Origin of the sequence: Moraxella sp. (assembly GCF_024227015.1) — a bacterium.
GTDB lineage: Bacteria > Pseudomonadota > Gammaproteobacteria > Pseudomonadales > Moraxellaceae > Moraxella.
The window spans coordinates 1-14922 of sequence record NZ_JAAELD010000287.1 but is presented as its reverse complement, the minus strand read 5'-3'; the positions used below and the strand labels follow the sequence as shown (position 1 = coordinate 14922).

The following is a 14922-nucleotide window of genomic DNA, read 5'->3' as shown; positions in this document are numbered from 1 at the left end:
ACATTATTTTGGGCAACACCTTTCATCTGTGGTTACGTCCGACCACAAGCGTGATTGATGAATTTGGCGGATTGCATGATTTTATCGGTTGGGATAAGCCGATTTTGACCGATTCGGGCGGTTTTCAGGTATTTAGCCTTGGTGCGATGAGAAAAATCACCGAAGAAGGCGTGCATTTTCGTTCGCCTGTGGACGGCTCAAAGGTGTTTTTGTCGCCTGAGATTTCCATGCAAATTCAAAATTCCCTAAACTCCGACATCGTCATGCAGTTTGACGAATGTACGCCTTATCCTGCCACGCACATTGAAGCCCAAAAGTCGCTTGAATTATCGCTCCGCTGGGGGCAACGCTGTCTTGATGAACATCACAAACTGGGTAACAAAAACGCCCTGTTTGGTATCGTGCAAGGCAGTATGTACGAAGATTTGCGTATGCAGTCCTTGACCGCTTTGACCGACATGCCCTTTGACGGCTATGCCATTGGCGGACTGTCGGTCGGCGAGCCAAAAGACGAGATGATAAAAGTATTAAATTATCTGCCAAACCGTATGCCGTCTGATAAGCCACGCTACCTTATGGGCGTGGGGACACCGTCCGACATCGTGGAGGCGGTAAGACTGGGCGTGGATATGTTTGACTGCGTCATGCCGACCCGCAACGCCCGTAACGGACATCTGTTCACCAGCACGGGGGCGGTTAAGATAAAAAATGCCGTTCATCGCCACGACAAAAACCCCCTAGATGGCGAGTGCGACTGCTACACTTGCCAGAATTTTAGCCGTGCCTATTTGCACCATTTGCATAAATGTGGCGAAATGCTCTCAGCCCAGCTAAACACTATTCATAATTTGCGTTATTATCAAAATCTCATGAAAGGCATTCGTGAAAGCCTAGAAAATGAGACGTTTGATGAGTTTGTGGCGACATTTTATGCCAAGCAAGGTTTAGAAGCACCTGCCCTCTCATTAAAATAAATCATTTAGCTTATTATCATCTTACAATCTACCCACAATAAAAAAACACACGCTCAATTGGACGTGTGTTTTTTTTGATTTTAATTACTGATCGTTTGGCACTTTATCCATATCAATGTCAGGATTTTTTACCAGATGGATGGCCGATAGAATCAACCCACCCCAAATCGCTGACAAAGCAACGATCATAACCATCAATGCTGTACTATTCATGATAATCTCCTTTTTGTGCGTCATGCGAGCTGTGACCTTTAGTTTTTGTCAATAGCAGTGCACCAAGGGCAAACACAGCCGCGACACCCCAACCAAATACTGCTTGGGTCACAAAGTCATAACCACCATAACCTTCGGTCAGTAGTGATTTAACACTTAAAAGAAGTGCGATAATCAATGAAATCGGCGTGATGACGGTTAGCATGAACGCCCAGCCTTTGCCAACTTTAAAGCTTGAGATGCCATTGATATGACGGATTAGCTTATCAAGTAGGCCACGGTTTAGCCACGTTACCCAGATGATAGACAGCACCGCACCGAATACAACACCGATGTTGTTGGCAAAGTGGTCAATCACGTCAACGAAGGTGATCGCGGTTTTTGTTGAAAATAGCGCCAAAGAAATCAATGCAGAGATACCGCCAACAACGGTAACGGCTTTCTTATGAGACCAACCAAATTTATCCTCAACCGCAGAGATTGGCACTTGAATGATACTTACCATCGACGTCAAGCCTGCCACGAATAGTGAAGCAAAGAACAGCACACCAATGATCGTACCTGCCTCGCCCATGCTAGAGATAATCTTGGGAAAGGCTACGAATGCCAAGCCAATACCGCCTGATACCACTTCTGCAACCGGCTTACCTGATGCTGCTGCCATAAAACCAAGCACCGAGAAGATACCAATACCTGCCAAGATCTCAAAAGATGAGTTGGCAAAGCCCACCACCAAGCCAGAACCTGTTAGGTTGGCATTGCGCTTTAGGTAGGATGAATAGGTTACCATGATACCAAAACCGATCGACATCGAGAAGAATACGTGTCCATAAGCAGCCAGCCATACTTTCGGGTCTGCCATGGCTGTCCAGTTCGGTGTGAAGAATGTATTTAGACCTTCTGCAGCACCAGGTAGGCGTACTGCTTGAATCACCATGATCACGAACATCACCATCAAGAGCGGGATAAAGATCTTATTGGCTAGCTCAACACCCTTACGGATACCACCATACATGATGAACAGCGCCACAGCCCACACGATCAAGATACCAACGAATAGGCTTGGTACGAACGTGAAATCCAGGCCAGAACCATTTTGTAGATAATGATTAAAGAAGAACCCTTCCGTGTCTTCGCCCCACGCCTGACTAAATGAATACAGCGTGTATTGACCCGCCCAGCTAAGTACGCTTGCATAGTAGATACCAATAACTGTACATACAAGCACCTGCCACCAGCCCACGCCTTCAGCAGATTTCACCATGCGACGATAGGCCGTTGGTGGTGCGCCGCGGTATTTTTGACCTGTGACGTAGTCCAAGAACAAGAGTGGAAAGCCTGCTGTTAGCAAAGCAACCAAATAGGGAATAAAAAAAGCGCCGCCACCATTCTCATAAGACACATATGGAAAACGCCAGATATTTCCCAAACCGACTGCCGAACCAATGGCAGCCAAAATAAAACCAGAGCGTGCTGACCAACTCTCGCGTTGTGCCGACATAAGCCCCTCCTTAATTTTTATCAATCTTCCATCGCCAGCATTCCAGCCCAACGATACCACTTCTATACAAGACAATGCTATACGTACATAACATTGCCATAATGTTGCTAGTGTAGTTTGATTTATTAACGCAAAAAAGTCAAGAGAAATAAAATACAAAAACCCATAACGTCGAGTTATGGGTTTTAGTGTGTGGCAGCACGTTAAAATCAGCTTAACGCGTTAATCCTCGCCCGCTGTTCTTTAATGAATCAATGAACAATTGAACCTTTGGCTCTATGGGCAGCATTTTTTCAAGCTCAGCCAGCGCTTGATCGCGAATCATCCCAGAACGGAAAATCACGCGATATGCTTCATCAAGCGCTTTGATGGTGTCGCCACTCCAACCTTTACGGCGCATGCCTTCTTTGTTGATGCCGTGCACTTTGGCAGGATTGCCCGATACCATGGTGAATGCTGCCACATCTTTTAGGATAAGGCTGGCACCGCCAATCATGCTGTAATCATCTATCTTGCAAAATTGATGAATGCCGGATTGACCGCCAATGATCACATAGTTGCCAATATGGCTATGTCCTGCCACACCCACATTGTTCGCCAGTACGTTATGATCACCGACCACGCAGTCATGGGCAATGTGCGTATTAACCATCAGTAGATTATGGCTGCCGATCTTAGTTAATGCATTATCCTGTGTAGTGCCTCGGTGCAGCGTGCAAGACTCTCGAATACGATTATGGTCGCCTATTTCAAGATAAGTTTCTTCGCCTGCGTATTTTAAATCTTGTGGATTCTCACCAACGCTGGCAAATTGATAAATCTCATTATACTGACCAATCGTCGTGTTCTCACCAACGATAACATGACTTCTTAGGACGCTGTGCGCGCCAATTTTACTGTTCTTGCCGATGATGCAATACGCACCAATTACGGCGGTGTCATCAATGATAGCAGTGTCATCAATGATGGCGGTTGGGTGAATATTCATGCTTATCCCAAAACTTTATTAACGTTCTTATATGTCATTATTGTAATACCAAATGACTTATAAGTCAGCCACTTTTTGACGAGCAATCATAATCTCAGCACTACAAGCCAGCTCACCATCAACGTGCGCAGTACATTCAAATTTATAAATGTCACGCATGCTTCTGGTCGCCTTTGAGCGGATCACCAATGTATCGCCAGTGCTGACCATTCTTTTGAAGCGAACTTTGTCCACACCTGCGAACAGGTACAGATAGCCGCTTTCGGAAGTTTGTCCTGCGCTGATAAAACCCAAAACACCAGAAAGCTGCGCCATCGCTTCAACCATGAGAACACCCGGCATGATTGGGTTATCAGGGAAATGCCCATTGAACAACTCTTCATTAATGGTGACGTTCTTATAACCTGTGATCCAGTTATTTGGTGAGCAGGCTGTAACACGATCAATGAGCATGAAGGGATAGCGATGCGGCAGATAGTGCTTTATTTGGTCATATCTAAGTGGCAAAGTAACGCCACGTTCTGACAGCGCGTCTAGATCTTCTTGGCTAAGTAAATCGACATCAAGATGGGTGTTTGACATGGTTTTTTCCTAAGATACTAAGTGTTATTACTAATGGGCTATGGATAGTTAGCGTACCGTATGTTGGTTACTTTTCACCGGATTGGCGGAATCTCACCGCAGCGCGTCGCCATTGCATTGATGGTAGCAGTCCCGTGCCAGATGAATAACTGCCAGATTCTTTGATATTACCCGTAACCATTGACATGCCTGTCAAAGTCACACCATCTGCAATTACAAGATGGCCAGATATGCCACTGGCGCCACCAATGATACAATTACGCCCAATGCGTGTCGAGCCAGCAATGCCGACCTTAGCAGCGATGGCTGTACTGTCACCAATATGGACATTATGAGCAATCTGCACCAGATTATCAATGATGACATGATTGCCAATGACGGTATCACCAACCGCACCACGATCGATGCAAGTATTGCTACCAATACGTACGTCATCGCCAATGATCACACGACCAAGCTGCGCGATGCGTTGCCATTTTAGTCCTTGAGCGGTGGGATTTGGCGCAAAACCAAAGCCTTCTGAACCAATGCTTGAATTTGCATGGATGCGCACACGATTACCTAACTGACTATGATGCGCGATACTCACATGATGTGCGATATGACAGTCCTCACCAAGCACCGTATGATCTTCGATGCTCACCGACTGACCAATGATCGTTCCTGCACCTATCTGCACATGCTCACCAACGACACAATACGCACCGATCTCAACACCATCTGCAATGATTGCACTGTCTTCAATGATGGCAGTAGGATGGATGGCTTGCTTAGTGATGTTCTTATAAGCAAACAGACCGCTAATGGTCGCATATGCCAAATACGCATCTTTGACAATAATGGTGGTTACACCTGAAGGCGCATGATCCCTAAATTTTTCATTGATCAGCACCATGCCTGCGTGTGTGTTTGTCAGATCATCAATGTATTTGGCGTTTGACAAAAAAGCCACTTCGTCAGCACCAGCATCTACTAGATTCGCCACGCCCTTGATGTCTTTAGATACTTCACTAGCATTAAGTGCAGCCTTATTAATAACAGGCTGCACTTTTTCTATGATATCAATCAGCTGAGCGATGTTCGCCATTAGAACACGCTACCGATTTGGAATTGAACCTTCTCAGTCTCATCACCATCTTTGCTGCCAATTGGCTTGGCGTAGCTGATAGACAATGGACCAATCGGCGTGTACCAAGTTGCGCCGATACCTGCGCTATAACGCAGATCTTTATCTTGCTCAAGCAGTGGGTAGCTGGTTGAAGTGGCTGCACCACCGGTAAGCTCACTGAGATTTACCGTCTCTTTATCCATGCCGGTGGTATCAAACACTTGACCACCTTCGAAGAAAATCACAGGACGAACCTGATCCGCCCAATCACCCTTAAATGGCATTGGCAAAATCAATTCCGTACCAAAGGTGGCCAGTGCATTACCACCTACGTTCTCCCCAAGCGCATAACGCTTATCAACACTTGCCACTTCATAAGGTTGTGAGCGAGGACCTAAGCTAGATGAATCATAGCCACGTACCGAACCATAACCACCGGCATAGAAATTCTCATAGAACGGCAGATCGTTACCATAGCCTAGACGTGTATAACCGCGTAGCGTGCTACCCTTCCAGAATGGGATGTAGATGTTACCATTATAGACGGCTTTTTGGTATGTCTTATCACCAAAGCCTAAGGTTAGATCAACGCTATGGCTCATGCCCTTGGTTGGGAATACTGGCTTATCAAGGCTTGAATAGCTCCAGCCCAGCATGGCATTATAGGTCGTATAATCTTTTGAGAAGCTTGCTGCATCACCCGATGTGTCAATTGAGCCGCCATCATCCAAAAGCTGCTTGACATTGCTGATACCCATATAGCGACCACCGCGAACCTCGGTATTATCAATATTAATACCACCGCTGATGCGTTGATTTTCGTTAATTGGGTAACCGTAAGTCAGTGACGCACCATAGGAATCAAGGACGTAGTTACTGATGTTTTTCTTGTCGTATTTGGTTTTACGAGAATAGGCGCTGATGCTCTGCGATACGCCATTTTCGGTAAAGTATGGGTTGGTCACACCCAGGCTATACACTTCTCGCGTCTCTGAACGTGAGAATGACGCATTAACACGATTGCCCGTTCCCATGAAGTTCGACTGAGACAGATCTACCTGGAATGTCATACCACCCGATTGGCTATAGCCTGCTGCGATGGTCGATGAGCCAGATGGCTGTTCTTCGACGACATAGTTAATGTCCACCTGATCAGGGGTGTTCGGCACTGGGCGCACATCCACTGTCACGTTCTTAAAGAATCCAGTACGCATCAGACGGGCACGCGACAGCTGAATCTTAGAATTTGAAGCCAGTGCGCCTTCTAATTGGCGCATCTCACGGCGCAGAACCTCATCCTTGGTTTTCATGTTGCCGCTAAAATTGATGCGGCGAACATACACAGGGCGCACAGGATCGATATAGTAGTCAATATCAACGGTACGCGTCTCGTCATTGATACGGGTAATTGGTCGGATTTGTGCGTAATAATAACCATCATCACCAAACTTGCTGGCGACATTGGCAGTCACTTCTTCAAGCTTAACCTGTGAGAAAGTCTCACCCTCTTTGAAATTTACCAATTCATTAAGCTCAGCGACATCATAAGTCACATTACCCAGGAACTGAGTCTTGCCAAAGTTATACTGCTGACCTTCGGTTAAGGCAACTTCAACGAAGACTTTGTTTTTCTCTTCATCGATGTTTAGCGTAGAATTATCCACTTTAAAGCGGACAAAGCCCTCATTCATATACAAGGCCTGCAATGCTTCTAGGCTGGCATTCAGTTTCTCTTGGCTATAGCGATCTGACTTTGACAGCGGATTCCATTTTTTATCTTTTAATGCGAATTCATCCTTGATAGCCTCATCGCTAAAGTGCTGATTACCGATGATGTTCACATCAACAACACGAGCTGCCTTACCCTCGATGAATTCGATGTCCAATTTAACACGGTTACCATCAAGCTGAGTCTGCTTAACCTTGATGTCGCTATTGTAATAACCTTGTGAGATGTATTGGTTTTTTAGCTCATTTTCGATGGCGTTTACGGTTGATTGCTTCAGCACATTACCAACCATCAGACCCGTGGTTTTTAGACCTTCTTCTAGACCTGCTTTAGGGATAAGCTTATTACCTTCGAAGTTTAGTTCAGCGATTACAGGACGTTCGGTCACATAGAACACCACGCGATCGCCCTGCACATCAGCCTGTACGTTCGAGAAATGCTCGGTTGCGTACAGCGCACGGATACTGTCTGCAAGCAGCTCATCGGTAACACTCCGACCGATACGGATTGGCAAAGTGGTCTGCAAACTCTCTACAGTCACACGCTGCAACCCATCAATGGCAATGTCATTGGCAATAAAAGTTTCTGCATGCGCAGAGGCACTCATTGCCATGATGACTGCCGCAGTGATCGAAGTGGTCGCAAAACCAGTAAAATTAGACATACGCATAAACCATATCCACGTAAAACAATTAAAATGTTGAATTTATAAATTCCAAAACTCTGGAAATTTTTAAAAATAAAACCTTGAATAAGACGCCATCAAAAAACATTTGTATTTGTCAAAAACCGCCAAATAACGCCATGATTTTTTAATAAGCGTACAAATAATTGTGCTAAATTAAGCGAAAAAAGCAATTTTGGCAAGCCCTAAAAGAGATTTATTCGCACTTTTTGTGAAAAATAATGCAATTTTTGCATTGGCATGTCAATTTTTAATCAATCAGCCAAATAAACGCATGATATCGTTACCAATTGCAAGCACCATGAAACATAAAAGCAAGGTCATACCAACTCGCAAACCCGCCATTTGTACCTTCTCGCTCATCGGTTTGCCACGTAATAATTCATAAGTGTAAAACACCAAATGACCGCCATCTAGCACAGGAATCGGCAAAAGATTCATCACCGCCAATGATAGGCTGATGATCGCCGCTGTTGATAATACCTGCTGCCAACCAATCTCAAAGCTCGTCTTTGACACCTCAGCGATGGTGATCGGTCCTGAGATGTTCTCAATACCAATAAGCCCCGTAATCATCTTGCCTAAGGCATCAACCGTCATCTTGGCAAGGTCATAAGTCTTGGTGAATGACTTGGCAATCGCCTCTGATGGCGTGTGCTGTATCGTCGTTCGATAGTCGCTTGGAATGCTACTTTTGCCATCATAAGCGACTTTGATACCGATCTGCCCGATGATCTTATTGCCAGATTTGACGCCTTTTGGCATCACTTTGACATTCATGGACGTACCATCTCTGATGATGGTAAAATTCAGCATTTTCTCAGGATTATCGCGGATGATGCTCGTGGCATCTAGCCAATTGGTAATAGGCTTGTCGTCAATGGCGACGACTTTATCGCCCACCTGTAGTCCCATGAGTGCTGCTGCGCTCTGCGGAACTATCTCAGATAACACAGGCTCGATCACAGGCTGATAAGGCAGTGCGCCTAAGCTTGTGATGGCGTCTTGTCCTTTTTGATCACCCTGCATGAATGTGGTAATCGGGACGCTTTTTTGGGTGTATTTACCGCCCTGCTCAGTACGAATGTCAAGCTCGCCCGTCTCACCCATGCGATGAGCCAAGGCATAGTTCACCTCTTCCCATGTGGTGATGTCTTTGCCGTCAATGGCGGTTATTTTTTCGCCGACCACAAGCGCTCTAGACGCTGGCGAATCAGGCAGAATATTACCGATGCGCGTATTTAACTGCTCGCTGGATTGCAAGAAAAGCACAAAAAACAGCCCAATCGCGATGATAAAATTCATCAAAGGGCCAGCTGCGACAATGGCGATTTTCTTTAACGGATGCTGATTATTAAAGGCTAAATGCCGCTCATGCGCATCCACATTGCCTTCGCGCTCATCTAGCATCTTAACATAGCCGCCCAATGGAATGGCAGAAATGCGATAATCAATACCCGATCTTTTGCTTGTCCAGCCGAATAATTTGGGACCAAAGCCAATGGAATACGTCAAAACTTTCACGCCGCATAATCGCGCGACAATGTAATGACCCCATTCATGTAGAGCGATGAGCGGACCCAATACACATACCGCCGCCAAGAACATCCATATGGCTGTCATGCTGTCACGCCTTTATCTATATAACGCGCAGCCGTCTGACGCACTTTATCATCCATGTTCAAAATTTCATCCAAATTCTCAAATTTATCATCAAAATGACTCGATAATGTTAAGTCTTTCAAGCAATGACGTACAACGACTGCAATATCGGTTAGACGGATTTTCTCATCTAAAAATGCCGCAACCGCAACTTCATTGGCAGCATTTAATGTGATGCAAGCACCCACACCGCGCTTGGCAGCGAAACGCGCCAATGCTAGGCTGACAAATTTCTCTTCATCAGGCTTGATGAACGTCAATGCAGACAGATCATACAGATCAAGACTCTTAACGTTGGCATTCATGCGATTAGGATAAGCAAGCGCATGCGCGATTGGCGTCTTCATGTCAGGATTGCCAAGCTGCGCCAAAAACGAACCGTCCACATACTCTACCAGTGAATGGACCACGCTATCAGGATGTATGACGATGCTAATGCGATCCTCAGGCAAGTTAAATAAGTGACAAGCCTCAATCAGCTCAAGCCCTTTATTCATCATGGTAGCGCTATCAATGGATATCTTTTGCCCCATTGACCAATTCGGGTGCTTGACGGCATCTTGAACGCTCGCTTGACGCATCTGATCGATGGATTTATGTAAAAATCCCCCACCTGACGCGGTAAGCCATAGTTTATTTATGCCGTGGCAATCTTCATGAATGGCGCGATTATCCGTCTGAATCGCTGCGGGCAAGCATTGATAAATGGCGTTATGCTCACTATCAATGGGCAGAATCACTGCCCCCGACTCTCTGGCTGCCGCCATCACCAAGTGACCCGCCATGACCAAAGATTCTTTATTCGCCAATAAGATGCGCTTACCAGAACGCGCTGCCGCAAGCGTTGATGACAGCCCTGCCGCACCCACAATCGCTGCAACCACAGTATCCACCGCCTTTGCTGACGCAATTCGAACCAAGCCTTCATCGCCTGATAGAACGGTCGTAGTTAAGTCATGCTGGGTTAATTTTTGGCGAAATTCATCCACATATTCAACCGCCACACACACGAATTCTGGCTGAAATTCTTGGCAGAGCGACAACAATTTATCAATCTGACTAAATCCCGATAAGGCATAGACGCGATATCTATCACGATGTAAACGCACAAGCTCAAGCGTGCTGTCACCGATGGAACCTGTCGCACCTAGCACAGCAAGGTTTTCACGTGTTGTAATCATTGGCTGATTCATATTAGCTAATTTTACTTATTATAATTGTAAATAGTATCGGCAAGTAGTAAATTATAAAATTTGCGACAGGCTCGCCATGTGCATTTTGATCCAAACTTCAGTGAATACACCCATCTCAAGCAGCAACCAAAAACCCAACGCAAACACAGGCGTGGCAGATAGCAACGAATCAATACGATCTAATACACCGCCATGACCTGGCAGGATATTGCCCGAATCTTTAATGCCGGCACGACGTTTTAACATCGATTCAAACAGATCACCAAGCACACTCGCCGCCACCGTCACAGCAGACAACGCCAAGAACCATGCCAAAGCACCGCCTGATAGCTGCAAATACTGACCCACGATGGCAGCGACAACACCTGATGTCACGAGCCCACCAATCAGACCTTCAACGCTCTTATTCGGGGAGACATTAGGCGCAAGCTTGCGTTTGCCAAATTTACGCCCCACAAAGTACGCACCACTGTCAGCACACCACACCAATAAGAACACATACATGAGCCACCAAGGCGACATTTGCCAAAGACCATACATGGCAGTGATCGCCGCCGTCAGTATCACGCCGCCCATATAGACCAAGCGACGTCCATACCATTTTTCTTTATTCGGGTACTGCTTTACCCACAGTAGCGCCATCGTCCAGATGATGAGCGACGCACCCCACCAGAATGCCCAAGTCTGCGGCACAAAAATCGACACCATCGTCACGATCAATGCGATCAGTACGAACAGCATTGGTTGCTTCCACTTTGGCATGAGCTTCGTCCATTCGTGCGCAGCGATGAGCACACCAACCGACAATAAAGGAATGACAAAAATCGGCTTTGAGCTTGCAAATAATGCAAAACCCACAATCAACACCAAAACAATGGCGGTTTTAATACGTTGCCACACGGTCAGCTCCTTGTATATTGTCCATCATTGGCGATTTGTTCGCTTGTCTTGCCAAATCGACGTTCACGATTGGCAAATGCTTGCATCATCTCATCAAGCTCATCACAGCCAAATTCCGGCCAAAGCGTCGGGGTAAAAAACAGCTCAGCGTAGGCGACCTGCCACAAAAGAAAGTTAGAGATGCGATAATCGCCACCGGTGCGAATCAACATATCCACTGGCGGATAGTCTGATAATTGGATGTGCTTGCCAAGAGCGTCAGCATCGATTTGATCAACATCAATCTTGCCATCAATGGCGTTTTTTGCCAAAATTTTGGCAGCATTGGCAATGTCCCATTGACCACCATAGCTGATGGCGATCACCAATGTCATCGCATTAAAATGAGCCGTCTCACGCTCAGCATCTGCCATTAATGCGGCGAGCTTATCACTTAAATGCTCACGCTCACCGATGAATTTTAGACGAATGCGATATTTATGCATCCTAGGCATCTGCTCACGAATGGTCTGAGCCAACAGATCCATCAACAGATCCACTTCCGCCTTAGGCCTTGCCCAATTCTCCGATGAAAAGGCAAATACCGTCAATACCTGCACGCCACGCGCCAGACAATGCTCCACTATCGGATCAAGCGCATCTTTACCCTTGACATGCCCTTGCCCAGTGGCTAAGTTCTGGGACTTGCCATAGCGGTTGTTGCCATCCATGATGATGGCGATGTGCTTTGGAGTGGTGCTAAGTGGCGGTAAATGAGTATCAGGCATAATCACACTTTTTATGATAAATAATAAAAACAAAGACTTACACAATATTATCTCAAATCAGCCAAGCCGATCATCATAACTTGCATAAGTCTTGTGGCTTAATTTTATTGGTATAAAATTAAGCCAAAATTATCAAACTTCCATCAACTCGCTTTCTTTTTTGGCTAAGCGTGTATCAATGGTTTTAACAAAATCATCGGTTAGTTTTTGGATAACATCAGCAGCACGGCGTTCATCATCTTCCGAGATTTCTTTATCTTTGACTAAATTTTTGATGTCGCCTAGCATGTCGCGGCGGATGTTACGTACAGACACACGAGCAGATTCAGCATCAGCACGAGCGATTTTTTGCATGTCTTTACGAGTCTCTTCGGTCAATGCTGGCATCGGGACGCGAATTACGTCTGCGGTCATTGGGTTTAGACCTAGATCTGCCTCACGGATCGCCTTATCTACCGCTTGTACCATTGAGCGATCGAAAGGCTGAACCAACAACGTGCGGCTGTCTTCAACGTTGATGCTCGCCACTTGGTTTAGCGGCATATCAGAACCATAATAGCTTACCATCACGCCAGATAGAACACCTGGGTGGGCACGTCCTGTACGCAGTTTTGCGAAGGCATTTTCCAATGATTCTAGTGATTTTTGCATACGGCTTTCGCCGTCTTTTTTGATGTCATCTAACATATAAATTTCCTTAAATTAACAATACTCAAAACCTAATTAGTGATAAACACGCGTGCCTTCAGCTTCACCCATGACGACATTAAGCAGTGCATTTGGCTTATTCATGTCGAATACTTGAAGAGGAACATTGTGTTCACGGCAAAGTGCGATCGCAGTCAGATCCATCACGCCCAATTTACGCTCAAGCACCTCATCGAATGACAGGCTGTCATACTTGACCGCATCTTCATGCACACTTGGGTCTTTGTTATATACGCCATCAACTTTTGTCGCTTTTAGGATTAGACCGGCTTCAATCTCAATACCACGCAAGCAAGCTGCTGTATCGGTGGTAAAAAATGGATTGCCCGTGCCCGCGACGAAAATACACACCTCGCCATTGTTAAGGTGGCGAATCGCCTCACGGCTAGAGTAAGGCTCTCCGATGGTCGAGATAGACAGTGCAGACATTAGACGTGTCTTAATGTTGCGGCGCACCAGTGCATCGCGCATAGCAAGACCATTCATGACGGTCGCAAGCATACCCATCTGATCACCAGTAACACGACCTACCAAGCCTTCTTTTTGAAGGGTGCTACCACGATATAGGTTACCGCCACCGACAACGATACCCACTTGCACGCCAAGCCCACGCAGATGCGCGATTGATAGGCTCATTTGATCCAGGATAGATGCATCAATCCCCATGTCGCGGCCGCCCGCTAAGGCCTCACCAGACAATTTTAAAAGAATGCGAGAGAATTTTGGATTTTTATCAGACATACCGACCCCGATTGATATTAAACAATAAATTGTCTAAAGCTGCTAGACAAATTGTCATAATTTTAACACATTTTGGGCGGTTTGGATAATTTTCTTTTGATGAAAGATGAATGCGGCAGACAGGTATTTGATTGAATTTAAGAGAAAAATCGAGCCGTGTTTTAGACAAATACTTAATTAGCTCGACGCTCTTGGACGATTTTTAGATTTGGGTAGGTTAAGGTAACGGTATAACGCACGCCGTTTTTTGAAGTATGATTAACAAAGGCGGGTTCGCCGTAGTGAGTTTTTAGCTCAATGCTGTGAACTTGATAGCCACGCTCTTGAAGTTTTCGGATGGCTTTGGTACGAGTTTGCGTAAATTCTGCACGATCGTAGGCTTGTAGAAGGCTTTCAGCATCATCGGTAGTGGCATTCGCCCACGCAGGCGCACCGAATAGTAAAGACATCGGTATGCACATCGCTAGGAATATCGCTATTATTTTTTGCACAGGCTACTCACGAGATGGGTATTTTGACAATGTGAATCACAATAAAGATAAAGCCGACAGTGAACATGCCAAAAATCGTTGGCGTAGTATATCACGGCAGCCCAGATAAATCAGTCAAGCTTACGCTTTAATATACATTGTTACACAAAAGCAACCAAAGACTAACAAGTAATAAAAAAGACACCCCATTTGGGATGTCTTTTGAATACAGATAATGTTACATCCAAAGCAAATAAGCCATGATGGTTACAATACCAATAGCGGCCAAGTTCAAGAAGAAACCGACTTTCATCATGTCGCCCTGCTTGATATGACCTGTACCCATGACAATCGCGTTCGGCGGGGTCGCAACAGGCATCATGAATGCGCAAGAAGCACCAATACCGATCACCATAACAAGAATCTCTGGCGGCAAACCAAGCGCCGTACCAATTGGAACAAATAACGGCACAAGCAATGCAGCAGATGCTGTGTTACTGGTGAACTCGGTCAAGAAGATGATGAATGCAGCTACCACCAAGATTACGATGATCGCTGATGAACCTGCCAAACCGCCGGAGATCTGCTCCGCCAGAACTGCTGACGCACCTGTATTTTTCATAATATCTGACAGCGCAATACCACCACCAAACAACATGAGCACGCCCCAGTCGGTGTTGTCTGATACTTGCTTCCAACTT

Annotated in this window: 15 protein-coding genes; 1 reads left to right on the top strand and 14 read right to left on the bottom strand. The window is 45.8% G+C overall.

What is annotated here, in order from left to right:
• Window positions 1-974: tRNA guanosine(34) transglycosylase Tgt (tgt, locus tag GY683_RS06650; RefSeq protein WP_297287993.1), on the top strand; the 974-nt coding region annotated here is incomplete at its 5' end.
• An 84-nt stretch (window positions 975-1058) separates the two neighbouring features.
• Here the strand turns inward: tgt and GY683_RS06645 are convergent.
• From GY683_RS06645 to GY683_RS06580, 14 genes are all read right to left on the bottom strand, one after another.
• Window positions 1059-1187, bottom strand: coding sequence for a methionine/alanine import family NSS transporter small subunit (locus GY683_RS06645; RefSeq protein WP_297287992.1), 129 nt, complete (start codon window positions 1185-1187; stop codon window positions 1059-1061).
• Window positions 1180-2688 carry a sodium-dependent transporter gene (locus GY683_RS06640; RefSeq protein WP_297287991.1) on the bottom strand — a complete coding sequence of 503 codons (1509 nt, stop codon included), beginning with the start codon at window positions 2686-2688 and terminating at the stop codon, window positions 1180-1182. The genes GY683_RS06645 and GY683_RS06640 overlap by 8 nt, the downstream gene beginning before the upstream one ends.
• Window positions 2689-2902: 214 nt before the next feature.
• Window positions 2903-3682 (bottom strand): acyl-ACP--UDP-N-acetylglucosamine O-acyltransferase, encoded by a 780-nt coding sequence (gene lpxA, locus GY683_RS06635; protein ID WP_297287994.1) that lies wholly within the window; start codon window positions 3680-3682, stop codon window positions 2903-2905.
• Between the two features lie 51 nt (window positions 3683-3733).
• A complete protein-coding gene (gene fabZ, locus GY683_RS06630; RefSeq protein WP_297287990.1) occupies window positions 3734-4258 on the bottom strand; it encodes a 3-hydroxyacyl-ACP dehydratase FabZ in 525 nt (174 codons plus the stop codon).
• A 67-nt stretch (window positions 4259-4325) separates the two neighbouring features.
• Window positions 4326-5345, bottom strand: coding sequence for a UDP-3-O-(3-hydroxymyristoyl)glucosamine N-acyltransferase (gene lpxD / locus GY683_RS06625; protein WP_297287989.1), 1020 nt, complete (start codon window positions 5343-5345; stop codon window positions 4326-4328).
• Entirely contained in the window at window positions 5345-7765 is a 2421-nt protein-coding gene (gene bamA / locus GY683_RS06620) for an outer membrane protein assembly factor BamA (protein WP_297287988.1), read from the bottom strand. Before bamA ends, lpxD begins: the two co-directional genes overlap by 1 nt.
• A gap of 273 nt (window positions 7766-8038) precedes the next feature.
• Complete coding sequence (gene rseP / locus GY683_RS06615; RefSeq protein WP_297287987.1) at window positions 8039-9403, bottom strand: RIP metalloprotease RseP; 1365 nt, start codon at window positions 9401-9403, stop codon at window positions 8039-8041.
• Window positions 9400-10623, bottom strand: a complete 1224-nt coding sequence (gene dxr, locus GY683_RS06610) for a 1-deoxy-D-xylulose-5-phosphate reductoisomerase (RefSeq protein ID WP_297287986.1) — start codon at window positions 10621-10623, stop codon at window positions 9400-9402. The genes rseP and dxr overlap by 4 nt, the downstream gene beginning before the upstream one ends.
• A 63-nt stretch (window positions 10624-10686) precedes the next feature.
• A complete protein-coding gene (locus tag GY683_RS06605) occupies window positions 10687-11535 on the bottom strand; it encodes a phosphatidate cytidylyltransferase (RefSeq protein ID WP_297287985.1) in 849 nt (282 codons plus the stop codon).
• 2 nt (window positions 11536-11537) lie between these two features.
• The gene (gene uppS / locus GY683_RS06600; protein ID WP_297287984.1) at window positions 11538-12302 is read right to left on the bottom strand and encodes a polyprenyl diphosphate synthase; all 765 of its coding nucleotides are present in this window, start codon (window positions 12300-12302) and stop codon (window positions 11538-11540) included.
• Between the two features lie 132 nt (window positions 12303-12434).
• Window positions 12435-12989 carry a ribosome recycling factor gene (gene frr / locus GY683_RS06595; protein WP_036362080.1) on the bottom strand — a complete coding sequence of 185 codons (555 nt, stop codon included), beginning with the start codon at window positions 12987-12989 and terminating at the stop codon, window positions 12435-12437.
• 36 nt (window positions 12990-13025) lie between these two features.
• Window positions 13026-13751, bottom strand: a complete 726-nt coding sequence (pyrH, locus tag GY683_RS06590; RefSeq protein WP_297287983.1) for a UMP kinase — start codon at window positions 13749-13751, stop codon at window positions 13026-13028.
• 173 nt (window positions 13752-13924) lie between these two features.
• Complete coding sequence (locus GY683_RS06585) at window positions 13925-14200, bottom strand: PepSY domain-containing protein (protein ID WP_297287982.1); 276 nt, start codon at window positions 14198-14200, stop codon at window positions 13925-13927.
• Window positions 14201-14459: 259 nt separating this feature from the next.
• Window positions 14460-14922 (bottom strand): SLC13 family permease (locus GY683_RS06580; protein WP_297287981.1); only part of this gene is annotated, 463 nt, incomplete at its 5' end.

What these genes read in the sequence shown, in the direction of transcription:
- GY683_RS06645 (WP_297287992.1), bottom strand. Translation starts at nt 1,187, where the DNA reads ATGAATAGTACAGCATTGATGGTTATGATCGTTGCTTTGTCAGCGATT.
- GY683_RS06640 (WP_297287991.1), bottom strand. Translation starts at nt 2,688, where the DNA reads ATGTCGGCACAACGCGAGAGTTGGTCAGCACGCTCTGGTTTTATTTTG.
- fabZ (WP_297287990.1), bottom strand. Translation starts at nt 4,258, where the DNA reads ATGTCAAACACCCATCTTGATGTCGATTTACTTAGCCAAGAAGATCTA.
- lpxD (WP_297287989.1), bottom strand. Translation starts at nt 5,345, where the DNA reads ATGGCGAACATCGCTCAGCTGATTGATATCATAGAAAAAGTGCAGCCT.
- bamA (WP_297287988.1), bottom strand. Translation starts at nt 7,765, where the DNA reads ATGCGTATGTCTAATTTTACTGGTTTTGCGACCACTTCGATCACTGCG.
- rseP (WP_297287987.1), bottom strand. Translation starts at nt 9,403, where the DNA reads ATGACAGCCATATGGATGTTCTTGGCGGCGGTATGTGTATTGGGTCCG.
- dxr (WP_297287986.1), bottom strand. Translation starts at nt 10,623, where the DNA reads ATGATTACAACACGTGAAAACCTTGCTGTGCTAGGTGCGACAGGTTCC.
- uppS (WP_297287984.1), bottom strand. Translation starts at nt 12,302, where the DNA reads ATGCCTGATACTCATTTACCGCCACTTAGCACCACTCCAAAGCACATC.
- frr (WP_036362080.1), bottom strand. Translation starts at nt 12,989, where the DNA reads ATGTTAGATGACATCAAAAAAGACGGCGAAAGCCGTATGCAAAAATCA.
- pyrH (WP_297287983.1), bottom strand. Translation starts at nt 13,751, where the DNA reads ATGTCTGATAAAAATCCAAAATTCTCTCGCATTCTTTTAAAATTGTCT.
- GY683_RS06585 (WP_297287982.1), bottom strand. Translation starts at nt 14,200, where the DNA reads ATGTCTTTACTATTCGGTGCGCCTGCGTGGGCGAATGCCACTACCGAT.